This is a genomic window from Ruegeria sp. O5 (assembly GCF_056535105.1).
The window spans coordinates 189,252-210,277 of the sequence record NZ_JBQERN010000001.1 but is presented as its reverse complement, the minus strand read 5'-3'; the positions used below and the strand labels follow the sequence as shown (position 1 = coordinate 210,277).

Here is a 21,026-nt window from a genome sequence, read left to right as displayed (position 1 = left end):
CTGCGCAATAAAATTTCTGCGCAAGCAAACACAACTTTGCTGCAGGTGCAAGTGGTTGCTTTGGCTCCCCTCGCTGTCAGTGCCCCATTATCATGCCTTCCAGGGCGTCTTTTTCCATCGCCAGTTCGGCCAGTTGGGCCTTTACCACGTCACCAAGAGTGACGATCCCGATCAGTTTACCGTCTTCGACAACAGGCATATGGCGAAAGCGGCCTTCTGTCATGCGGGCCATGATATCCTGAACAGAGGCCTGACGCGTCGTCGTGATCAGGTCCTGCGTCATGTAGGATTTTACAGGCTGGTCGAGACAGCCACTACCGCTGGCGGCAAGCTCGCGGACGATGTCGCGTTCAGACAGAATTCCAATCGCGGTTTCTCCGCCATCGTCGGACACAACAACCGTCCCGATCCGCTTTTCCGCAAGAATCTTCGAGGCTTCTGAAACTGTCGCCATTGGCGCCACCGTTACAACGCCGTCTGTCGCTTTGGACGTCAGGATAGCCTGTACCAACATGAAGAATTCCTCCGGAATAATAACACTTATTCCAAAGCGTTGCGCGATTGTGGCGACCTGTCAAGCACCGGCATCTGCTTCCAATCGAAGCACTTCCTCGCGAATGCCGCGTGTCAGGGCATCGGCAAAGCGGTTCAACCGTTCGTTGCGCTGATCTCCTTCATGCCGGACCAGATAGAAACTGCGCGTCAGACTCACTTGATCCGTCAGGATTTTCCGAAGCCCCGGATGGAACGGCAACGTAAAGTCATGTGCCACACAAACGCCAGTTCCCAAACTGACCTGCCGCAATTGCACCGAGACCGAGTTCGATGCAAGCGCGACACGGTCAACCCCAATATCGTTCAGGTAATCCAGTTCCCGGTCAAAGATCATGTCGGGAATGTAACCGATCAATCGGTGCCCCTTGAGGTCAGCGACCGAGTGGATTGGATCGTGACGTTTCAAGTATTCGTCGGTCGCGACCATGTGCAATTTGTAATCACTGATTTTCTTGACCAAAAGCTGCCCTGCGGTTGGCGCGCTGACGGTCACGGCCATATCGGCCTCGCGCCTTGAAAGGTTGATCACCCTCGGCAGAGCCAGAATCTGAATATCCAGTTCCGGGTTTGAATCGCTGATCTTGGCACAGACTTGGGGCAACAGGTAATTTGCACTGCCATCTGGCGCGCCTATTCGGATTTGCCCGCTGAGTGATTTCGTGGATCCGGCCACAGCTCCGGCCGCTGCGCGCATCGCCTCTTCTGCATGCAACCCATGCTCCAACAGGCGCTGCCCTGCCGGTGTCAGGACATATCCCTGCTGCGACTTTGTGAACAACGCAGAATCCAGCGTCGTTTCCAATCGCGCAACACGTCGCCCCACCGTAGCGGGATCGATTTTCAGGATACGACCAGCGGAGGAAAGACTTTCCTCTCGCGCCACGGCCAGAAAGATCCGCATATCGTCCCAGTTTGGGGTCACACCGTTAACCTTTGCATTTTTGCAAAACTCTTTTGAGACATTGCCTCTGTTCGCGGGATTTCTGCAAGCCTATTGTGCGCACAAATCTATCGGAGGAGTTATTGATGCAAGATCTGACCCATTTCCTGAACGGCGAAATGGTCGCCGGTACATCCGGTCGTTTCGACAACGTCTACAACCCGGCAACGGGCGAGGTTCAATACAAGTGCCCGATGGCCAGTGCTGCGGAAACCACGGCGGCGATTGAGGCCGCAGCCGCTGCCCAGCCCGAATGGGGCGCAACCAACCCTCAGAAACGTGCACGTGTCATGATGGCAATGGTCGGCCTGATGAACCGCGACATGGACAAGCTGGCCGAAGCACTTAGCCGCGAGCACGGCAAGACCATCCCTGATGCCAAAGGCGACTTGCAGCGAGGTCTGGAGGTGATCGAATACTGCATCGGTGCACCGCAGATGCTGAAGGGTGAGTTCACCGACAGCGCAGGCCCCGGCATCGACATGTATTCCATGCGCCAGCCGCTGGGCGTCGTGGGTTCGATCATGCCCTTCAACTTCCCTGCGATGATGCCCCTGTGGCATGTCGGTCCTGCACTGGCCTGCGGAAACGCCGTTGTTCTGAAACCGTCCGAGCGTGACCCCTCGGTTCCGCTGATGCTGGCTGAGCTGTTCGTCGAAGCCGGTCTGCCCAAGGGTGTGTTCCAGGTCGTGAACGGCGACAAGGAAGCGGTAGACACCATTCTCGACAGCGAGATCATTCAGGGCGTCAGCTTTGTGGGGTCTACCCCGATCGCTCAGTATATCTACAGCCGTGCCACCGCAAACGGCAAACGCGCCCAGTGTTTTGGTGGTGCCAAGAACCACATGATCGTCATGCCCGACGCAGACCTGGATCAGGCTGCCGACGCGCTGGTCGGTGCCGGATTCGGTGCAGCTGGCGAACGCTGCATGGCAATCTCTGTTGCGGTTCCGGTTGGTGAAGAAACCGCGGACAAGCTGATCGAAAAGCTGATCCCGCGCGTCGAAAAGCTGAAAGTGGGCCCCTACACCGCTGGTGACGATGTCGACATGGGCCCCGTTGTAACAGCGGCCGCGAAAGAGCGTATCCTTGGTCTGATCAATTCGGGTGTCGAGCAAGGCGCAAAGCTGGTCGTCGATAACCGTGATTTCAGCCTGCAAGGTTATGAGGACGGTTTCTTTGTCGGCCCGCATCTGTTTGACCACGTCACTCCGGACATGGACATCTACAAACAGGAGATCTTTGGCCCGGTTCTGTCGACTGTCCGTGCAGGTTCCTACGAAGAGGCGATCGGCCTGGCGATGGACCACGAATACGGAAACGGCACAGCGATCTTTACCCGCGACGGTGACACAGCGCGCGACTTTGCCAGCCGGATCAATATCGGCATGGTGGGCATCAACGTTCCGATCCCCGTTCCGCTGGCTTATCACACCTTCGGAGGCTGGAAAAAATCCATGTTTGGTGATCTGAACCAGCATGGCCCGGACAGCTTCAAGTTCTACACCCGCACCAAAACAGTGACCGCACGCTGGCCGTCGGGCATCAAGGAAGGTGGCGAGTTCAACTTCAAAGCCATGGACTGATTTCAGCCTGCACGACTATGGAACCCGGCCCCATTCAGGGCCGGGTTTTCGCATTTTTCCGCCGACCGGCTTTCAAATTCCCCGCGCTCACAAGAAATTCAGGTGCGTCACTCTGGAAAATTGCGACCAATGGAAATATCTTGCCGCCAAATACACAGCGAGCAGTGAACTTACCGGAGGCAACCTTGTCCCAATCCCGAATAACCCGTCGTTCCGCCCTGCTGGGCGCTGCATCCCTGATGGCAACCCCTGCCCTTGTTCGGGCACAAAGCACGGACGCTTTTCCGGAAACAGAAGACGAGATCAGCACACAGCTTCCGGTCCGGCGCAATGTGTCGTCCTTCTCGCAGCAAAACTGGCAGGACCATTTTGATGAGCTGGGCGCAGGTTGCCTGTTGGCTGACATTACCAGCCGCGCGGTTCACTATTGGGCGCCGGATGGCACTTATAAGCTGTACCCCAGCTCGGTGCCCATGAGCGAAGAGCTTACAAAACGCGGCTACACAAAAGTTGTGCGCAAGACCGAGTTCCCAAGCTGGACACCGACCGCCTCGATGCGCGAGCGTGACCCCAGCCTGCCCATTCGGATCGATGGCGGTGATCCCGGAAACCCGCTGGGCACCCGCGCGATGTATTTGGATTGGCCCGCTTACCTGGTTCATGGCACGCATGATACCCGCAAGATCGGCCGGCAGAGCTCGTCTGGCTGTATCGGCCTGTACAACCAACATGTCGAGGAACTGTATCCGCTGGTCCAGATTGGCACACAGGTTCGTTTGGTCTGATCTACCAGCTCAGAAAAGCAAAAGCCCCGGTCATACGCCGGGGCTTTTGACTCTTCAGGAACAGAGCATCATTCCGGCAGGATAACAGTGTCGACCACGTGGATCACACCATTGCTTGCTTCAATATCTGCCTGTATGACCTTGGCGTCATTCACTTTGACGCCGTTTTTGGCATTCACGCTCAGCCGATCACCCTGAACAGTCAGAACCTTCGCGCGCTTGCCAGCGATGTCGCCAGACATCACCTTGGCTGGTACAACATGGTACGTCAGGATCGACACGAGCTGATCTTTGTTCTCCGGCAACAACAACGTTTCCACCGTGCCTTCGGGCAATGCAGCAAACGCCTCGTCTGTTGGGGCAAAGACGGTGAATGGACCTTTTCCTTTCAGGGTATCTACCAAACCTGCAGCTTGAACTGCGGCAACCAACGTGTTGAATGATCCGGCCGCTACAGCGGTATCAACGATATCTGCTGCCTGCGCCTTGAGCGGCATGGCAAATGCAAATGCGGCGGCTGCGCCCATAAAAGTACGACGTAACATGGCTGTCTTCTCCTCTCCAGCTTGTTATGGAAAGAGGTACGGGGCTTTCGTCACGCCGGATCAGTCTGAGATCACTTTTCTTTTAGCTGCACCCAGATGCTTTGCGCGCGCCCTTCAGCCAAAAAGGGCAAATTGGCGACAGCATCGGGCCGATCCTGTTGCAGGTAATATCCCGGCCAAAGCATTGAATATGCGCCAGATTGCAACAAAGCGTGCAACATGTACTGCTCGCCCCAGCCCGGGCAGTCATAGAAGAACCGCTTGGGGTATTCGTAGGGCAGAAAAACATCGTGCACATGGATCACGACTCCGGGCTTCAGTGTCGGAATGATGCGGCAGAACAAGTGCGCGACGTCGTTGCTCATCCGAACAACATGGCTGGAGTCGATGAACAGAATGTCGCCGGCTTCCAGCTCTGAAAACAGAGCCGGGTCGGTGTCCTCCAGCCGTTTTTGTTCGAACCGATCAACAACATGGGCAATGTCAGCGCGGGGATACGGATCAATTGCCGTAATTGTGGTGTCAAACCCGCCATCGATGACTGCCTGCCGGGTTACTCTGGTCGAGTTTCCGCATCCAACCTCAATCACCCGCCGGGGTTGAAAGCGTCGGATCATCAGATACAAGGCATCCGCGTCGGGACTGTCGTAATAGCCGTTTCCAGCACGATAGCCGGTCTGATTGCGCTCAGGATCCTTCAGCGCGTCCAGCGCATGCTTATGCGCGGCGTATTCACTGACCAGTTGCGAAATATCAAACCCATCCATTCCCGGCGACAAAGCATAGACGGGGCGCGTCAGACCTCCGGCAGCCTCAAAAGCTTCCAGCCGCGCGCGCTCATCCTGTTCGGTGACCTTGTCGACCAGTTTCACACCCAGCTCATCCAGGGCGGCGTTGATCTGCGGGAATTTTCTGGGTTTCAAGTCGCTGGCTCCGTGGTCTTTGCTGCGTTATTCCATACCTTTGGTGGTCGTTCCTCTGCAAGGACAAGCCGGGCAAACCCTTGGCAAAAAGAAAATTTCCGTATTCACTGATCAAAATAACTACCGCGAGGGCCGCCATGCAGCAGGAATTCACGATCGGGATCGAAGAAGAATACCTTCTTGTAGACCGCGACAGCCTCCAATTGTCCGAAGCTCCCGAAGCGTTGATGGAAGCCTGTCAGAATGATTTCGAAGGACAGGTCAGCCCCGAATTCCTGCAATGCCAGATAGAAGTCGGCACCCGCCCGCATGCAACCGTTGCTTCGGCGCGCGAGGACCTGAAACGCCTGCGCTCCTGTGTATCGGAACGGGCTGCGGAATATAACCTGTCACCAATAGCCGTGTCGTGCCACCCTTTTGCGAACTGGAAGGATCAGCATCACACCCGAAAGGAACGCTATGATGCGCTGCAACACGCGCTTGGGGGCGTGGCCCGCCGGATGTTGATCTGCGGCATGCATGTTCATGTCGGAGTCGAAGACCGAGCCTTGCGTTCTGATCTGATGCCGCAATTGTCTTACTTCCTGCCGCATCTTCTGGCGTTGTCAACGTCCTCGCCTTTCTGGAACGGCGAGGATACGGGCCTGTCGTCGTACCGTCTGACCGTCTTTGACAATCTGCCACGTACCGGTCTGCCACCGGTCTTTGCAAGCTGGGGCGAATATGAGCGCACCACGGGTATTTTGATTGAACTTGGGGTCATCGAAGATACCACTAAGATCTGGTGGGACCTGCGCCCCTCGCATCGCTTTCCAACGCTTGAAACGCGGATTATGGATGTCCAGCCAAGGTTGGAACACACGCTTTCACTGGCCGCCCTTGTTCAGGCGTTGACCAGAATGTTGTGCCGCTTGAAAGATCGCAACTTGCGCTGGCGGCAATATGATCGCTTTCTGATAGGTGAAAACCGCTGGCGCGCGCAGCGATATGGTGTGGGCGAAGGATTGATCGATTTCGGCGATCGCTCGATCAAACCCATGTCCGACCTGATCGGTGATCTGATGGGATTGCTGGCCGAAGACGCCGAGGCACTGGGCACAATGTCGGAACTGGCCCGCCTGCGGCAGATCGCCGAAAACGGCACCTCGGCCACACGCCAGCGCCGCGTTCATGCCGAGGCTTCCGCGCGCGGGGAAGATCCTGGCAAGGCCGTCGTGCGCCACCTGATCGAAGAGTTCCACGCGGATCTTTAGACACTGGCGACAACAGTCCCCTGCCCAGAGCCATTGTTGAGCCTGCAAAATTTCTGTAAGAATTCAGAAATAAACAACTGTTCAATTCATTGCCGATGGGAGGGAGCGCCATGGATTTCGCACTCAGCGAGGAACAAACAGCCATTTTCGACATGGCACATGCCTTTGGTCAGGAACATATCGCCCCTTTTGCCCGGCAATGGGAGGCTGATGGAACGATCCCCAAAACCTTATGGCCCCAAATCGGAGAGCTTGGCTTCGGCGCCCTTTACGTGTCCGAGGCCAGCGGTGGGTCAAACCTGACCCGTCTGGATGCAACTCTGGTTTTTGAGGCCCTATCGATGGCCTGCCCGTCGGTCGCGGCGTTCCTGTCGATCCATAATATGTGCGCCAAGATGCTCGACAACTTTGCAGACGATGACCTCAAGGCGCGCATCATGCCCGATGTTCTGAGCTTGAAAACTGTGTTGAGTTATTGCTTGACCGAGCCCGGTTCTGGATCGGATGCGGCAGCGCTGAAAACACGCGCCGAACGGACCAACGAAGGCTATACGCTGAACGGAACAAAGGCCTTCATTTCAGGCGGCGGATATTCCGACGCTTACGTCTGTATGGTGCGTACTGGCCAGGACGGGCCCAAAGGGATTTCGACCGTTTACGTTGAAGACGGCACGCCCGGCCTCAGCTTTGGCGCGCTCGAGCAGAAGATGGGCTGGAAAAGCCAACCCACCGCGCAAGTTCAGTTCGACGATTGCAAGATACCGGCCGGAAACCTTGTGGGCGCGGAAGGTGACGGATTCAAATACGCGATGATGGGGTTGGATGGCGGGCGGCTTAACATTTCTGCCTGCTCGCTTGGGGCCGCTCAGGCCGGGCTGGATATGACGCTGCAATACATGTCCGAACGAAAGGCTTTTGGCCAATCCATCGACCAGTTTCAGGCCCTTCAATTCCGTCTGGCGGATATGGAGATCGAATTGCAGGCCGCGCGTACGTTCCTTCGGCAGGCAGCCTGGAAGCTGGATCAGGGCGCGCCGGATGCCACGAAGTTCTGCGCCATGGCCAAGAAGTTCGTTACCGAGACCGGATCGAAAGTTGTGGACCAGTGCCTGCAATTGCATGGCGGTTATGGCTATCTTGCGGATTACGGCATCGAAAAGCTTGTGCGTGATCTTCGTGTGCACCAGATATTGGAAGGCACGAACGAGATCATGCGTGTGATTGTATCACGCCAATTGCTTGCCAATCGCTGAGGCACCCATGTCAGATATCGATATCCGCACCACAGGCCGTGCCGGGCGTATCACCCTGACCCGTCCTCATGCGCTGAACGCGATGACCTATGACATGTGCATGGCTATCGACACAGCGCTGCGCAACTGGCGCGAGGACGATGAGATTAACCTGATCATCCTGGACGCCGAAGGGGAAAAGGCCTTCTGCGCGGGCGGTGATATTGCTGAACTTTATGAAACCGGCACCAAGGGTGATTTTTCTTACGGTCAGAAATTCTGGCGTGACGAATACCGTCTGAATGCCCTGATCTTCGAATATCCCAAACCGGTCATCAGCTTTCTTCAGGGGTTCGCGATGGGCGGCGGTGTTGGCATCGGATGCCATGGCAGCCATCGCGTTGTTGGAGAAAGCGCAAAGATTGCCATGCCAGAATGTTCCATCGGACTGGTGCCGGATGTCGGCGGCTCGTTGATGCTGGCCCTTGCGCCTGGACGCGCGGGTGAGTTTCTGGGAACAACGGGCTATCGGATGGGGCCTGCGGATGCGATCTATGCAGGGTTTGCCGACCTTTTCATCCCGCAATCACAATGGTCCGATCTGATCGAGTTGCTCGAAGCCTCTGGAAACGCTGAACTGTTGGCTGACCACGCCGATACACCGACTGATGGTGAATTGGCGAACTTGCAGGCGCAAATCGATCAGCATTTTTCCGGTGAAACCCTTGGCGACGTTCTGAACAGTCTGCGCAGCGACGACAGTGAGTTTTCAGCGAAATCTCTGGGCATGCTGAGGAAAAACGCACCGCTTTCCGTGGCTTGCACAATCGAGGTTCTTCATCGCCTGCGCTCCCCTTCTCTGACCATACGCCGAGCTCTGGAGATGGAGTATCGTTTCACCCACCGCGCGATGGAGCATGGCGATTTTCTGGAAGGCATCCGCGCGCAGATCATCGACAAGGATCGCAACCCGAACTGGCAGTTTCCTGACATGAACGTCCCTCTGGTTACCGTGTCGAAAATGCTTCAGCCCCTGGGTGCGGACGCCCTGACTTTCGAAGAGGATTAAGAGATGCAAATCGGTTTCATCGGACTGGGAAACATGGGCGCGCCAATGGCAGCCAATCTTGCAAAAGCCGGTCATAAAGTACTTGGCTTTGATACAGCAGGCGTGACGGTTGACGGGGTTACTCAAGCCGCAACCGCTTCGGAAGCTGTTGCAGCGGCCGATGCTGTCATCACGATGCTGCCAAACGGTGCGATTCTGAGGGCCGTTGCGGATCAGATCATTCCTGCAATGGCACAAGGTGCCGTGCTAATCGATTGCTCGACAGTTGATGTGGAAAGCGCGCGGGCAGTTGCGGATCAGGCCATCAACGCCGGACTGTTGTCCGTAGACGCGCCGGTTTCAGGCGGCATCGGTGGTGCTGCGGCTGGCACGCTGACCTTTATGGCTGGCGGATCAGAAGCCGCGTTTGCCAAGGCATCCCCTCTGTTCGACATCATGGGGCAGAAAGCTGTTCACTGTGGTGAGGCCGGTTCTGGTCAGGCTGCCAAGATCTGCAATAACATGATCCTTGGTGTCACCATGATTGCAACCTGTGAAGCCTTCGCATTGGCCGACAAGCTGGGTCTGGACCGGCAAAAGATGTTTGACGTGGTAAGTACGTCGTCCGGATACAGCTGGACGATGAACGCCTATTGCCCTGCCCCCGGTGTCGGCCCGCAAAGCCCTGCGGACAATGGGTACGCCCCCGGTTTCGCGGCCGAGCTGATGCTGAAGGACCTGCGCCTCAGCCAGCAGGCGGCAGAGAGTGCAGATGCAGATACGCCAATGGGTCAGGTTGCCACCGCGCTTTATGAGCAATTTGTCGAGAACGAAGATGGCAAGGGACGCGATTTCAGTGCCATGCTGCCACGGTTCGAAAAGCGCAGACGTGACTAAGACAACTGGCGGCATCTTGCCCAACGATTTGACAGATGTTGGGCAAGCGACCATCTAGGCAGTCATGAACAAAAGGCCCCGGCTGGCCAAATCGCAAAGGAAGGCGACATGACGAGATTTTTGGTGACGACGGCAACTCTGGCGGCTTTGGCCCTTTCCCCGATTGCCGCGGGTGCAAAGAACAAGGCCGGGCATTGCCCTCCGGGTCTGGCCAAGAAATCCGTTCCCTGTGTGCCGCCGGGTCAGGCAAAGAAAATCTATCGCGATGGTGACTTCATTACCAACGATTACCGCTGGATCAATGACCCCTATCGCTATGGGTTGAACCGAAACTACTCATATGTCCGTGCAGGTGACTACGTGTACCGGGTCGACCCCGAGACACGCAAAGTATTGAACCTGATTGGTGCGATCGCAGATATCCTGAACTGAGGCCGCGTCTGGGCACTTATTCTGCCGCGACGCGCGCCCCTTTCAGCATCGGCTTCAGGTATCGCCCGGTGTGGCTGCGTTCAACATCGGCTATGTCTTCCGGTGTTCCGGTGGCGACGATTTCGCCACCGCCATCACCACCTTCAGGCCCAATGTCGATGATATGATCCGCGGTTTTAACCACGTCCAGATTATGTTCAATCACTACGACCGTATTTCCTTGATCGACAAGTTCGTGCAGCACTTCCAACAGCTTGCGCACATCTTCGAAATGCAGACCTGTTGTCGGTTCGTCGAGAATATAGAGCGTTCGTCCGGTTGAACGCTTCGACAGCTCTTTGGACAGCTTTACCCGCTGCGCCTCGCCACCTGACAACGTCGTGGCTTGTTGACCCACCTTGATATAGCCAAGACCCACACGCGCAAGGGCGTCCATCTTGTCCCGGATTGAGGGCACGGCCTTGAAGAACTCCTGCGCATCTTCCACTGTCATATCAAGCACATCCGCGATGGATTTGCCCTTGAACTTGATCTCAAGCGTTTCGCGGTTATACCGCGCCCCCTTGCAAGTTTCGCAAGTCACGTAGACGTCAGGCAGAAAGTGCATCTCGATCTTGATGACACCGTCACCTTGACATGCCTCACACCGCCCGCCTTTGACGTTAAAGCTGAAGCGACCGGGTTTGTACCCGCGTGCCTTAGCCTCAGGCAGGCCGGCAAACCAATCTCGGATCGGGGTGAAGGCCCCGGTGTAAGTCGCCGGGTTTGAACGCGGCGTTCGCCCAATGGGGCGCTGGTCGATGTCGATGACCTTATCGAGGTGCTCCAGCCCCTTGATGGTTTCACAGGGTGCTGGTGTCTGACGTGCCCCGTTCAGCCGCATTGACGCGGTTTTGAACAATGTCTCAATCGTGAGGGTGGATTTACCCCCGCCCGACACACCGGTGACACAAACAAATTTGCCCAAGGGGAATTCGGCTGTGACATTCTTCAGGTTGTTGCCCGTGGCCTTGACCACCGTGACTTTCTGCTTCTTCCCCTTCCGACGCTGCACCGGAACCGCGATTTCACGCGTTCCTGCCAGGTACTGCCCGGTAATGGAGGCCGCATCTGCCGCGATTTCCGCAGGCGTTCCGTGACTGACCACCTGACCGCCATGCACACCTGCCCCCGGACCGATGTCGAAAACATAGTCAGCCTCGCGGATGGCTTCCTCGTCATGTTCTACAACGATCACCGTATTGCCCTGATCCCTCAGGTTCTTGAGCGTATCCAGAAGCCGGTCATTGTCACGCTGATGCAGTCCGATCGAAGGCTCATCCAGCACATAGAGGACCCCGGTCAGCCCCGAGCCGATCTGACTGGCCAGACGAATACGCTGGCTTTCGCCTCCTGACAGCGTTCCGCTTGAACGGGACAGCGTAAGGTATTCCAAACCAACGTTATTCAGGAAACCAAGTCGCTCGCGAATTTCCTTGAGGATGGCGCGGGCAATTTCGTTTTTCTGGGCGCTCAGGTGGTTGGGCGCATCTTCGATCCACGCCAAAGCCTCACGGATCGACATCTGCACCACCTGCCCCACATGCAGCCCGGCGATCTTAACCGCCAGCGCTTCGGCCCGCAGCCTGTAGCCTTCGCAGGCGCCGCAGGGGCGATTGTTTTGATATCGTTCAAATTCCTCACGAATCCACGCGCTGTCAGTTTCGCGGTACCGCCGTTCCATATTCGGGATCACGCCTTCAAAACTGCGGGTCACTTGATAGACGCGCCCGCCTTCGTCGTACCGGAACAGAATTTCATCATCCCCGGACCCACGCAGAAAGACCTCCTGCACATTTTTCGGCAGGTCTTTCCAGGGCGTGTTCTTGTCAAACTCGTAATGGCGCGCGATGGCCTCGATGGTTTGCAGGAAATATGGTGATTTGCCCTTTCGCCATGGGGCCAAAGCACCATCGTAGAGTTTCAGAGTCTGGTCCGGCACCACCAAGCGTTCATCGAAAAACAACTCGACCCCAAGACCGTCACAATCCGGGCAGGCACCGAATGGCGCGTTGAACGAAAACAGGCGTGGTTCGATTTCGGGAATGGTGAAACCGCTGACCGGGCAGGCAAAATTCTCACTGAATGTGATGCGTTCCGGATCACCCTCGCGCGGGGCAGTTTCCAATATGGCAATCCCGTCCGCCAAGTCCAGAGCGGTGCGCAAGCTGTCGGCCAGGCGCGTTTCCATTCCTTCCCGTACAACCAGTCTATCAACAACCACATCGATATCGTGACGGAATTTCTTATCCAATACAGGCGGTTGATCAAGTTCGTAAAACTCTCCGTCCACCTTGACGCGCTGGAAACCCTGTTTGCGCAGCTCCAGGAATTCTTTTTTGTACTCACCCTTCCGGTCGCGCACGATGGGGGCCAGAAGATAGCCGCGTGTGCCGTCTTCCATTGCCATGATCCGGTCGACCATGTCCTGCACTTGCTGCGCCTCAATCGGCTGCCCGGTGGCCGGGCTGTAGGGCGTTCCGGCGCGCGCAAACAACAGACGCAGATAGTCATAGATTTCGGTTACCGTGCCCACAGTTGAACGCGGGTTCTTGGACGTCGTCTTTTGTTCAATCGAAATTGCCGGAGACAGGCCGCTGATATGGTCGACATCCGGCTTTTCCATCATATCCAGGAATTGCCGGGCATAGGCCGAAAGGCTTTCGACATACCGGCGCTGGCCTTCTGCATAGATGGTGTCAAACGCCAATGAGGACTTCCCCGAACCCGACAGTCCGGTGATGACCACCAACTGATCCCGAGGGATATCAACGTCTATACCTTTGAGGTTATGTTCGCGCGCGCCGCGCACCTCGATATTCTTCAGCTCAGCCATATGCGGCCCCCAACAAACAAGTGGTTAAGAGATAGGCGAGCCAGACCAAGACTCCAACAGAAAAGTTAGAACATTTAGTGAACAGTCGAAATTTCGCCGATTAGAACCTGCAATGATCAATGGATTGGAAAAAGGTGCCCGTAAAGGCGCAACCGTTGATCTGCTTGAGGATGAAAATGGCGCGGTTGACGGGGCTCGAACCCGCGACCCCCGGCGTGACAGGCCGGTACTCTAACCAACTGAGCTACAACCGCGCATCTATTTTCGTGGCCTTTTGCCTGGACCAAGGTTGGCAGCGGTGGCGCGGTTGACGGGGCTCGAACCCGCGACCCCCGGCGTGACAGGCCGGTACTCTAACCAACTGAGCTACAACCGCCCGCTGCATGTTCATTGCTGAACGTTTGGGTGTATTATGGCTACGCTCGGGCAGCGTCAAGCGGCGTTTTCAAGTTTTTTGTCAGATTCCAGAATTTTGTATACGGCGCGATTTTTTGCGGATGCCGCAGGTTCTATTTCCCTTGCAGCCAACCTTCGGGAAAGATATCACCCCGTCCCATGGGTGATTAGCTCAGTGGTAGAGCGCTTCGTTCACATCGAAGATGTCAGCGGTTCAAATCCGTTATCACCCACCATTTTCCAGAGCACACCGATGCCCAAAATGAAACGCTGGTTTCATGCAACGTCTTGGCGCTGCATGGTGCGGTCTTCACTACATCCCTCAACAAAAAAGGCGAAGCTATTGCTTCGCCTTTTGTTGACTCACCAAAGACTTAATGCGCGGTCGCGGAAGGTCCGGTATTACCGGGCGACGCGGCCGCCGCTGCCGCGGCCTCTTCCGCGGCTTCGTCCCATTCGATCGGTTCCGGTTTACGCACCAAAGCATGTTCCAGAACTTCCGAGACATGTTTGACCGGGATGATCTTCAGCCCTTCTTTGACGTTGTCCGGGATATCCGCCAGATCCTTTTCATTCTCTTCCGGGATCAAAACGGTCTTTATCCCACCACGCAGCGCGGCCAGCAGTTTTTCTTTCAAACCACCAATCGGCATCGCATTCCCGCGTAGTGAGACTTCGCCGGTCATAGCAATGTCTTTCCGAACGGGAATACCGGTCAGAACCGAGACAATCGACGTGACCATAGCCAAACCAGCCGATGGGCCATCCTTGGGTGTCGCGCCATCCGGTACGTGAACGTGAATGTCGATCTTGTCGAACTGCGGCGGCTTTACCCCGATCTGAGGTGAAATCGAACGCACATAGGACGAAGCGGCGTCGATGGATTCCTTCATCACATCGCCCAGCTTACCGGTCGTCTTCATCCGCCCTTTGCCGGGCAGTTTCAACGCTTCGATATGCAACAGGTCGCCACCCACTGACGTCCAGGCAAGACCGGTGACAACACCAACCTGATCGTCCTGCTCGGCCAGGCCATAACGGAATTTCGGCACACCCAGGAAATCTTGCAGGTTTTCGGGTGTGACCTTAACGGTTTCCGCGTCCTTCTTGATGATCTTGGTCAGCGATTTGCGCGCAACCTTGGCGATTTCACGTTCAAGGTTCCGTACGCCCGCCTCACGGGTATAGGTGCGGATGATCTTTTGCAGCGCCTCATCGGTCAGTTCGAATTCCTTGGCTTTCAAACCATGGTTCTTGACCTGTTTGCTGATCAGGTGCTGCTTGGCGATCTCACGCTTTTCGTCCTCGGTGTAACCGGCCAACGGGATGATCTCCATCCGGTCAAGCAGAGGCCCGGGCATGTTGTAGCTGTTCGACGTGGTCAGGAACATCACGTTGGACAGGTCATATTCAACCTCAAGATAATGGTCCATGAACGTGTTGTTCTGTTCGGGGTCCAGCACCTCAAGCATCGCGGATGCCGGGTCACCCCGGAAATCCTGCCCCATCTTGTCGATTTCATCCAACAAAATCAGCGGGTTCGTGGTTTTCGCCTTCTTCAGCGCCTGAATGATCTTGCCGGGCATCGAGCCAATGTAAGTCCGACGATGGCCCCGGATTTCGGATTCGTCGCGTACACCACCCAATGAGATGCGAATGAACTCGCGCCCGGTTGCCTTCGCAACCGACTTACCCAGCGATGTTTTACCGACGCCCGGAGGACCGACAAGGCACAGAATCGGCCCTTTCAGCTTTTTCGAGCGCTGTTGAACCGCAAGGTATTCAACGATCCGTTCCTTGACCTTCTCAAGCCCATAATGGTCGGCGTCCAGAATCTCCTGCGCGCGGCCCAGATCCTTTTTGACACGGGACTTGGTGCCCCAAGGCAGAGCAAGAATCCAATCCAGATAGTTGCGCACGACTGTGGCTTCGGCCGACATGGGCGACATGTTCTTGAGCTTCTTAAGCTCACCCTCGGCCTTTTCCCGCGCTTCTTTCGACAGCTTGGTCTCGGCGATTTTGGCTTCCAGTTCAGCAACTTCGTTGCTGCCGTCCTCACCATCGCCAAGTTCCTTCTGAATGGCCTTCATCTGCTCATTCAGATAATATTCACGCTGCGTCTTCTCCATCTGGGATTTGACGCGGGTCTTGATCTTCTTCTCGACCTGCAGAACAGACATCTCGCCCTGCATCAGGCCATAGACCTTCTCAAGCCGCTCGCTGACGCTGAGAGTTTCCAGAAGCTCCTGCTTTTGTTCGACTTCGATGCCCAGATGCCCCGACACAAGGTCGGCCAGCTTCGCAGGCTCGGTTGTATCGCCCACTGCGGTCAGTGCCTCTTCGGGGATGTTCTTGCGCACTTTGGCGTAACGCTCGAACTCGTCCGCGACAGTGCGCAACAGTGCTTCGGTCGTGGTGACGTCGCCGGGAATTTCGGTCAGGTATTCCGCGCGGGCTTCGAAGAACTCTTCGTTCTCCAGAAACTCGGTGATCTGAACGCGCGCCTGCCCTTCGACCAGCACTTTTACCGTGCCATCGGGCAGCTTCAGCAGTTGCAGCACATTTGCCAGAACGCCGGTGCGGTAGATGCCTTCTTCATCAGGGTCGTCAACGCCGGGATCGACCTGGCTGGACAACAAAATTTGCTTGTCGTCCTGCATCACCTCTTCCAGCGCGCGGACCGATTTGTCACGGCCTACGAAAAGCGGAACGATCATATGTGGGAACACCACAATATCGCGCAGCGGCAGGACGGGGTAGGAGGAATTCAGAGGCTCTTGCATGCTCTATCCTTATCGTTGGCAAGACGGTACTTGTCCCTCATCGAGGCAACATTTGACCGTCTCCTGTCTTGGACGATAAAGGTGGGGCCTCATCGCCCATTTTCAACCTTACCGCCATGTATCACCAATCAGAATGAACCGAGGTTTGGCGGACTGCAAGGCGTGCCGGGAACATATCCACCAAAATAGTAGAATACGCCCCGGTCTTGCGCGATCAGTCGCCAGAAAACAGCCCTGCTGTGCAGAATTGCCCGTTTTCGCCTTAGAGGGGGCAAAACATCACAGCGGTTCGATATCCCCCTGCGCGCGCTGCGCGTGGAAATCGGCTTGCCAGACTTCGAACGCGCCCGCGGCAATCGCGTCGCGCATGCCGGCCATGATCTCCTGAAAATAATGCAGGTTATGCCATGTCAGCAACATGCCGGAAATCATCTCATTCGCACGGAACACGTGGTGCAGGTAAGCGCGGGAATAATTCGAACAAGCCGGGCAAGTGCAGCGTTCGTCCAGCGGCCGCGGATCGTCTGCGTGACGGGCATTCTTGATGTTCACCACACCGTAACGGGTGAAAACCTGCCCTGTACGCCCGGACCGCGAGGGCAACACACAGTCCATCATGTCGATCCCGCGGGCAACAGCACCGACGATATCGTCGGGTTTGCCAACGCCCATCAGATAGCGCGGCTTGTCCGATGGCAGGAAATCGGGGGCATAATCGAGGCAAGAGAACATGGCCTCCTGCCCTTCGCCGACGGCCAGGCCACCAACTGCGTAGCCTTCGAAACCGATAGATTTCAACGCCTCGGCGCTTTCTTCGCGCAGGTCTTTTTCCAGCCCACCCTGCATGATGCCAAACAGCGCATGCCCCGGACGATCGCCAAACGCATCGCGCGACCGTCCGGCCCAACGCATCGACAGGCGCATCGACTCGGCAATGCGGTCACGATCCGCTGGCAGCGCAGGGCATTCATCGAAACACATGACAATATCCGAGCCCAACAGGCGCTGGATCTCCATCGACCGTTCCGGCGTCAATTCGTGCTTTGACCCGTCAATATGGGATTTGAAGGTTACGCCCTTTTCAGTCAGCTTGCGCAAACCGGCCAGCGACATGACCTGAAATCCGCCGGAATCTGTCAGAATGGGCCGATCCCAGTTCATGAACTTGTGCAGTCCACCCAGTCGATCAATACGCTCAGCGGTCGGACGCAGCATCAGGTGATAGGTGTTCCCCAGCAGGATGTCTGCCCCCGTCGCGCGAACGCTTTCCGGCATCATCGCCTTGACCGTTGCCGCAGTGCCAACCGGCATAAAGGCAGGCGTTCGCACGTCGCCGCGCGGTGTGCTGATCACACCGGTCCGGGCTTTGCCGTCTGTGGCTTTCAGATCAAAAGAAAACTGTTGGGTCATGTCATCGCCTCGGGTCGCCGAACCGGGCAGGCTTTGCCCGATCCGTTCGGTCTTTGCAACCCGTCAGGGTAGCGAGGCAACACGGTCTGTAAACAGTTGAACAACCCCTGCCCCATCCACGTCGCGGCAGACCCGAACTGCGGGACGTTCCAGATCAGGTCGCGTCGCACCCTTCTGGTCGCCTTCGGTGACAACCCGCAGACCCGTTTCGACCATGTCAAACATAGCACCATGAGAACAAGCAATCACAGCCGTCGAATCGTGCAGGCCGCAGCCCTCCAGACCACCGACGTCCTTGTAGAACTTCAGGTAAAAGCGAGAGATATCTCGCAGAAAGGACCCCATGTCAGGTGATCGCATTGCCAGGCTTTCGAAATCTGCAGTCTCGTAGAGCGTTTTCAGCGTGACATCCAAGCCGACCAGTACGGTTTCCGGCGGTGTGGCAAAGACCTCTTCAGCGGCAATCGCATCATGATAGATGTTGGCCTCGGCATGTACTGTAATATTACCAGGGCAGTACACCGCCCCGCCCATGATCACCAAACGCCCCAGATTGTCGGCGAATTCCGGATCCAGACGAATGGCGTTGGCGATGTTGGTCAGGGGGCCCACGGCGCACACCACCAGCTCTTTCTTGTGGGTTAGCGCCATATCAACCAGAAATTCAGCAGCTGGCAGGGCGTGGTTGCTTCCAATTTCGGGAATTTCAGTCAGGTCACCGAATCCTTCGGGACCATGCACATGTTCGGAGGGCGAATGCGTATCGGCACCCAGGGCAACCGCAGCCCCTTCCGCGACAGGCAGATCCAGACCCAGCTTATCAAGCAGGAACCGGGCATTGCGGCTGGATTGGTGAACATGCGTGTTTCCGAACACGGTGGTCAGGCCGATCAGCTCGATCTCGGGCGCTGCGGCGGCATAGGCGATTGCCATGGCATCATCGATGCCAGGATCTGTATCGATTATCATTTTCATCCAAGCCCGATATCGCAAACAATCAGGGATGCAAAGCGGTCACAGCACTAATTTTCAATGCCGCGTTTCACTATCTGGGCATTTGCATGACGCTGCTTTCCCCTCATACCAGAGTTGAAATCGGGCGACTCAATCGCCACATGTATACTATAGTACACAACAATAAGAGGACAGAATGACCGAAGACCAAATCATCGGATTGCTTTCGTCGAACATCATTTACCTGCTGGCAGCAGTGCTGGTAATTGTTATCATTTTCAAAGGCATCAAGATTGTACCACAGTCCGAAAAATATGTGGTTGAACGGTTTGGGCGCCTGCATTCCGTGCTTGGCCCCGGCATCAACTTTATTGTTCCGCTACTGGACATTGCGCGTCACAAGATATCGATCCTGGAACGCCAGCTGCCAAACGCGACGCAGGACGCAATCACCAAGGACAACGTTCTGGTGCAGATCGATACATCGGTCTTCTACCGTATTCTCGAACCTGAAAAGACGGTTTACCGGATTCGCGATGTAGATGGCGCGATTGCCACCACTGTCGCCGGGATCGTTCGCGCCGAGATTGGTAAGATGGATCTGGATGAGGTTCAGTCGAACCGGTCCCAACTGATCACGCGTATTCAGGAAAGCGTTGAAACAGCTGTCGATGACTGGGGCATCGAAGTCACCCGCGCCGAGATTCTGGACGTAAATCTGGATCAGGCCACCCGTGACGCCATGCTGCAACAGCTGAACGCCGAACGCGCCCGTCGTGCGCAGGTGACAGAAGCCGAGGGCAAAAAGCGCGCAGTCGAGCTGCATGCCGACGCCGAGCTTTATGCGGCGGAACAAACCGCCAAGGCGCGGCGCATTCAGGCCGAAGCCGAAGCTTATGCCACAGGTGTGGTCGCCAAGGCCATTCAGGATAACGGCATCGAAGCTGCTCAGTATCAGGTTGCCTTGAAACAGGTTGAAGCCCTGAACGCGCTTGGAAACGGTACTGGCAAGCAAACCATTGTTGTGCCTGCCAACGCACTGGAAGCCTTTGGTGACGCGTTCAAAATGTTAAAAGGAGGAAAGTGATGGCTGACCCCTTCTGGTTGACCTGGTGGATCTGGCTGGCCGCCGCATTGGCGCTGGGTATCCTTGAGATTTTCCTGCCCGGTTTCATCTTTCTGGGCTTTGCAATCGGAGCCGCAGTCACGGGGCTTATCCTTGCCGTACCCGGAATGGCTCTGTCTTTGAATGTATTGGCGCTGATCTTTGCAGTGATGTCACTGATTGCATGGCTTGTTTTGCGGAAACTGTTTGCGTTGCCGAACGGTCAGGTCAAAACTTTCAACCACGACATCAACGACTAAATTGCCGCGGCGCCCCAATCGGCGCCGCTGCCCTACTGGACCCTGTTGCTCCTATTCCCTATATAATCGCTCAGGCAACTGACCCGAGGCAAAGATGACTCATCCGAGCGAACAGTTTGAAGGCACACCGCTGATTGCGCCGTCAACCATTGAGCACCCCCTGTACGAGCCCGTGGTCGAAGCGTGTCGCACGGTCTACGATCCGGAAATCCCGGTGAACATCTATGACCTCGGCCTGATCTACACGATCGACATTTCCACGGACAACGCCGTGAAGGTGATCATGACACTGACAGCACCCGGTTGCCCTGTTGCCGGCGACATGCCCGGATGGATCATGGAAGCGATCGAGCCTGTTGCAGGCGTCAAAGAGGTTGACGTGGAACTGACCTGGGAGCCGCCCTGGGGTATGGAAATGATGTCAGACGAAGCGCGTCTGGAACTAGGATTTATGTAGGCACCTGCCACAGTTTCCCGGGTATTTGTCACAAAACATTGGCGTTTTTGTTACCTGCTCGTGCTGTCCCTGTCACAATGATGCGGGAAAAGACCTGCGGACGGCACCAATCAGTGTCGCGCCTCGGGCCAGACATGATTTGACCGCCCCCCCCGAGTTCCGGCCCCGAAACACGGACCGTTCTTGCCCGAGAACGGTCCTTTTTCTTATCCAAACCACCAAACGTCGGGTAATCAGTTCAAATTGCAGGTCTTTTTGATTTTCGCAGATCTGGCGTCAAGTTGATTGATGTAGTCCCCCGATAGCATTTGCAGCCGTTTGTGTTCCGTTCCTGTGACCAGCCCCAAAAGTGCCCCGGCAGGAGTAATGGCGGCAACACATTCCAACTGTTGGTCCTGCGCGTGCTTTTTCTCGGCCGCGATGGCGCGCAAATCGCCCTCGGCGGTCGCGCAGTTTACCGGATGCCTCTCTCCATCATTGGTGGCCGCCGCATCATCCGGAACAAACAGAAGAACTGCAATGGTAAGCACCGCGCGCATCAAGATCGAATTAACAATCGCCTGTAAATCATTCACAATAATATCCTTTCC

The 21,026-nt window shown here is 56.1% G+C and carries 19 protein-coding genes and 3 tRNA genes; 11 read left to right on the top strand and 11 right to left on the bottom strand.

What is annotated here, in order from left to right; genetic code table 11:
- Positions 1–76: 76 nt before the first annotated feature.
- Together ACR0M3_RS01010 and ACR0M3_RS01005 are read right to left on the bottom strand one after the other, a co-directional pair.
- Complete coding sequence (locus tag ACR0M3_RS01010; RefSeq protein WP_267363439.1) at positions 77–514, bottom strand: CBS domain-containing protein; 438 nt, start codon at positions 512–514, stop codon at positions 77–79.
- A gap of 60 nt (positions 515–574) precedes the next feature.
- Entirely contained in the window at positions 575–1,456 is an 882-nt protein-coding gene (locus ACR0M3_RS01005; RefSeq protein ID WP_480623121.1) for a LysR family transcriptional regulator, read from the bottom strand.
- 125 nt (positions 1,457–1,581) lie between these two features.
- Between ACR0M3_RS01005 and ACR0M3_RS01000 the strand changes: the two genes are divergently transcribed.
- Both ACR0M3_RS01000 and ACR0M3_RS00995 read left to right on the top strand, forming a co-directional pair.
- The gene (locus tag ACR0M3_RS01000) at positions 1,582–3,081 is read left to right on the top strand and encodes a CoA-acylating methylmalonate-semialdehyde dehydrogenase (RefSeq protein ID WP_209596112.1); all 1,500 of its coding nucleotides are present in this window, start codon (positions 1,582–1,584) and stop codon (positions 3,079–3,081) included.
- Positions 3,082–3,320: 239 nt separating this feature from the next.
- Entirely contained in the window at positions 3,321–3,866 is a 546-nt protein-coding gene (locus ACR0M3_RS00995; protein WP_480909841.1) for a L,D-transpeptidase, read from the top strand.
- A gap of 68 nt (positions 3,867–3,934) precedes the next feature.
- On the opposite strand, the gene ACR0M3_RS00990 is transcribed toward ACR0M3_RS00995, so the two are convergent.
- Both ACR0M3_RS00990 and ACR0M3_RS00985 read right to left on the bottom strand, forming a co-directional pair.
- A complete protein-coding gene (locus ACR0M3_RS00990) occupies positions 3,935–4,411 on the bottom strand; it encodes a fasciclin domain-containing protein (RefSeq protein ID WP_209504046.1) in 477 nt (158 codons plus the stop codon).
- A 71-nt stretch (positions 4,412–4,482) separates the two neighbouring features.
- Entirely contained in the window at positions 4,483–5,334 is an 852-nt protein-coding gene (locus tag ACR0M3_RS00985) for a class I SAM-dependent methyltransferase (protein ID WP_480909295.1), read from the bottom strand.
- Between the two features lie 137 nt (positions 5,335–5,471).
- Between ACR0M3_RS00985 and ACR0M3_RS00980 the strand changes: the two genes are divergently transcribed.
- From ACR0M3_RS00980 to ACR0M3_RS00960, 5 genes are all read left to right on the top strand, one after another.
- A complete protein-coding gene (locus tag ACR0M3_RS00980) occupies positions 5,472–6,587 on the top strand; it encodes a carboxylate-amine ligase (RefSeq protein ID WP_480485758.1) in 1,116 nt (371 codons plus the stop codon).
- Positions 6,588–6,697: 110 nt separating this feature from the next.
- The gene (locus ACR0M3_RS00975) at positions 6,698–7,840 is read left to right on the top strand and encodes an acyl-CoA dehydrogenase family protein (protein ID WP_480564935.1); all 1,143 of its coding nucleotides are present in this window, start codon (positions 6,698–6,700) and stop codon (positions 7,838–7,840) included.
- A gap of 7 nt (positions 7,841–7,847) precedes the next feature.
- Entirely contained in the window at positions 7,848–8,888 is a 1,041-nt protein-coding gene (locus tag ACR0M3_RS00970) for a 3-hydroxyisobutyryl-CoA hydrolase (RefSeq protein ID WP_480909292.1), read from the top strand.
- Positions 8,889–8,891: 3 nt separating this feature from the next.
- Positions 8,892–9,764: a 3-hydroxyisobutyrate dehydrogenase gene (mmsB, locus tag ACR0M3_RS00965; protein ID WP_480909290.1), complete on the top strand. Its 873-nt coding sequence runs from the start codon at positions 8,892–8,894 to the stop codon at positions 9,762–9,764.
- A 108-nt stretch (positions 9,765–9,872) separates the two neighbouring features.
- Positions 9,873–10,196, top strand: a complete 324-nt coding sequence (locus ACR0M3_RS00960; RefSeq protein WP_480481119.1) for a hypothetical protein — start codon at positions 9,873–9,875, stop codon at positions 10,194–10,196.
- A 16-nt stretch (positions 10,197–10,212) separates the two neighbouring features.
- On the opposite strand, the gene uvrA is transcribed toward ACR0M3_RS00960, so the two are convergent.
- From uvrA to ACR0M3_RS00945, 3 genes are all read right to left on the bottom strand, one after another.
- The gene (gene uvrA, locus ACR0M3_RS00955; protein WP_480564944.1) at positions 10,213–13,071 is read right to left on the bottom strand and encodes an excinuclease ABC subunit UvrA; all 2,859 of its coding nucleotides are present in this window, start codon (positions 13,069–13,071) and stop codon (positions 10,213–10,215) included.
- A gap of 177 nt (positions 13,072–13,248) precedes the next feature.
- Positions 13,249–13,325 (bottom strand) — tRNA-Asp (locus tag ACR0M3_RS00950).
- Positions 13,326–13,370: 45 nt separating this feature from the next.
- Positions 13,371–13,447 (bottom strand) — tRNA-Asp (locus ACR0M3_RS00945).
- 181 nt (positions 13,448–13,628) lie between these two features.
- On the opposite strand from ACR0M3_RS00945, the gene ACR0M3_RS00940 reads away from it, so the two are divergent.
- Positions 13,629–13,703, top strand: a tRNA-Val gene (locus tag ACR0M3_RS00940).
- A gap of 138 nt (positions 13,704–13,841) precedes the next feature.
- On the opposite strand, the gene lon is transcribed toward ACR0M3_RS00940, so the two are convergent.
- From lon to ACR0M3_RS00925, 3 genes are all read right to left on the bottom strand, one after another.
- Positions 13,842–16,250: an endopeptidase La gene (gene lon, locus ACR0M3_RS00935; protein WP_480485761.1), complete on the bottom strand. Its 2,409-nt coding sequence runs from the start codon at positions 16,248–16,250 to the stop codon at positions 13,842–13,844.
- Between the two features lie 279 nt (positions 16,251–16,529).
- Complete coding sequence (gene tgt, locus ACR0M3_RS00930; RefSeq protein WP_480545616.1) at positions 16,530–17,660, bottom strand: tRNA guanosine(34) transglycosylase Tgt; 1,131 nt, start codon at positions 17,658–17,660, stop codon at positions 16,530–16,532.
- 63 nt (positions 17,661–17,723) lie between these two features.
- Positions 17,724–18,635 carry a nucleoside hydrolase gene (locus ACR0M3_RS00925; RefSeq protein WP_480909286.1) on the bottom strand — a complete coding sequence of 304 codons (912 nt, stop codon included), beginning with the start codon at positions 18,633–18,635 and terminating at the stop codon, positions 17,724–17,726.
- Positions 18,636–18,810: 175 nt separating this feature from the next.
- On the opposite strand from ACR0M3_RS00925, the gene ACR0M3_RS00920 reads away from it, so the two are divergent.
- The 3 genes from ACR0M3_RS00920 (at position 18,811) to ACR0M3_RS00910 (ending at position 20,436) form a co-directional block, all read left to right on the top strand.
- The gene (locus ACR0M3_RS00920) at positions 18,811–19,701 is read left to right on the top strand and encodes an SPFH domain-containing protein (RefSeq protein ID WP_480472533.1); all 891 of its coding nucleotides are present in this window, start codon (positions 18,811–18,813) and stop codon (positions 19,699–19,701) included.
- A complete protein-coding gene (locus ACR0M3_RS00915; protein WP_267364499.1) occupies positions 19,701–19,979 on the top strand; it encodes an NfeD family protein in 279 nt (92 codons plus the stop codon). The genes ACR0M3_RS00920 and ACR0M3_RS00915 overlap by 1 nt, the downstream gene beginning before the upstream one ends.
- A gap of 94 nt (positions 19,980–20,073) precedes the next feature.
- Positions 20,074–20,436: an SUF system Fe-S cluster assembly protein gene (locus ACR0M3_RS00910; RefSeq protein WP_209504059.1), complete on the top strand. Its 363-nt coding sequence runs from the start codon at positions 20,074–20,076 to the stop codon at positions 20,434–20,436.
- A gap of 233 nt (positions 20,437–20,669) precedes the next feature.
- Here the strand turns inward: ACR0M3_RS00910 and ACR0M3_RS00905 are convergent, their stop codons facing one another.
- Positions 20,670–21,011 carry a hypothetical protein gene (locus ACR0M3_RS00905; RefSeq protein WP_480909284.1) on the bottom strand — a complete coding sequence of 114 codons (342 nt, stop codon included), beginning with the start codon at positions 21,009–21,011 and terminating at the stop codon, positions 20,670–20,672.
- Positions 21,012–21,026: the final 15 nt, after the last annotated feature.

Excerpts from the sequence above, each read along its gene's own strand:
- ACR0M3_RS01010 (WP_267363439.1), bottom strand. The coding sequence starts at position 514 with ATGTTGGTACAGGCTATCCTGACGTCCAAAGCGACAGACGGCGTTGTA.
- ACR0M3_RS01005 (WP_480623121.1), bottom strand. The coding sequence starts at position 1,456 with ATGCGGATCTTTCTGGCCGTGGCGCGAGAGGAAAGTCTTTCCTCCGCT.
- ACR0M3_RS01000 (WP_209596112.1), top strand. The coding sequence starts at position 1,582 with ATGCAAGATCTGACCCATTTCCTGAACGGCGAAATGGTCGCCGGTACA.
- ACR0M3_RS00995 (WP_480909841.1), top strand. The coding sequence starts at position 3,321 with ATGGCAACCCCTGCCCTTGTTCGGGCACAAAGCACGGACGCTTTTCCG.
- ACR0M3_RS00990 (WP_209504046.1), bottom strand. The coding sequence starts at position 4,411 with ATGTTACGTCGTACTTTTATGGGCGCAGCCGCCGCATTTGCATTTGCC.
- ACR0M3_RS00980 (WP_480485758.1), top strand. The coding sequence starts at position 5,472 with ATGCAGCAGGAATTCACGATCGGGATCGAAGAAGAATACCTTCTTGTA.
- ACR0M3_RS00975 (WP_480564935.1), top strand. The coding sequence starts at position 6,698 with ATGGATTTCGCACTCAGCGAGGAACAAACAGCCATTTTCGACATGGCA.
- ACR0M3_RS00970 (WP_480909292.1), top strand. The coding sequence starts at position 7,848 with ATGTCAGATATCGATATCCGCACCACAGGCCGTGCCGGGCGTATCACC.
- mmsB (WP_480909290.1), top strand. The coding sequence starts at position 8,892 with ATGCAAATCGGTTTCATCGGACTGGGAAACATGGGCGCGCCAATGGCA.
- ACR0M3_RS00960 (WP_480481119.1), top strand. The coding sequence starts at position 9,873 with ATGACGAGATTTTTGGTGACGACGGCAACTCTGGCGGCTTTGGCCCTT.
- uvrA (WP_480564944.1), bottom strand. The coding sequence starts at position 13,071 with ATGGCTGAGCTGAAGAATATCGAGGTGCGCGGCGCGCGCGAACATAAC.
- lon (WP_480485761.1), bottom strand. The coding sequence starts at position 16,250 with ATGCAAGAGCCTCTGAATTCCTCCTACCCCGTCCTGCCGCTGCGCGAT.
- tgt (WP_480545616.1), bottom strand. The coding sequence starts at position 17,660 with ATGACCCAACAGTTTTCTTTTGATCTGAAAGCCACAGACGGCAAAGCC.
- ACR0M3_RS00925 (WP_480909286.1), bottom strand. The coding sequence starts at position 18,635 with ATGAAAATGATAATCGATACAGATCCTGGCATCGATGATGCCATGGCA.
- ACR0M3_RS00920 (WP_480472533.1), top strand. The coding sequence starts at position 18,811 with ATGACCGAAGACCAAATCATCGGATTGCTTTCGTCGAACATCATTTAC.
- ACR0M3_RS00915 (WP_267364499.1), top strand. The coding sequence starts at position 19,701 with ATGGCTGACCCCTTCTGGTTGACCTGGTGGATCTGGCTGGCCGCCGCA.
- ACR0M3_RS00910 (WP_209504059.1), top strand. The coding sequence starts at position 20,074 with ATGACTCATCCGAGCGAACAGTTTGAAGGCACACCGCTGATTGCGCCG.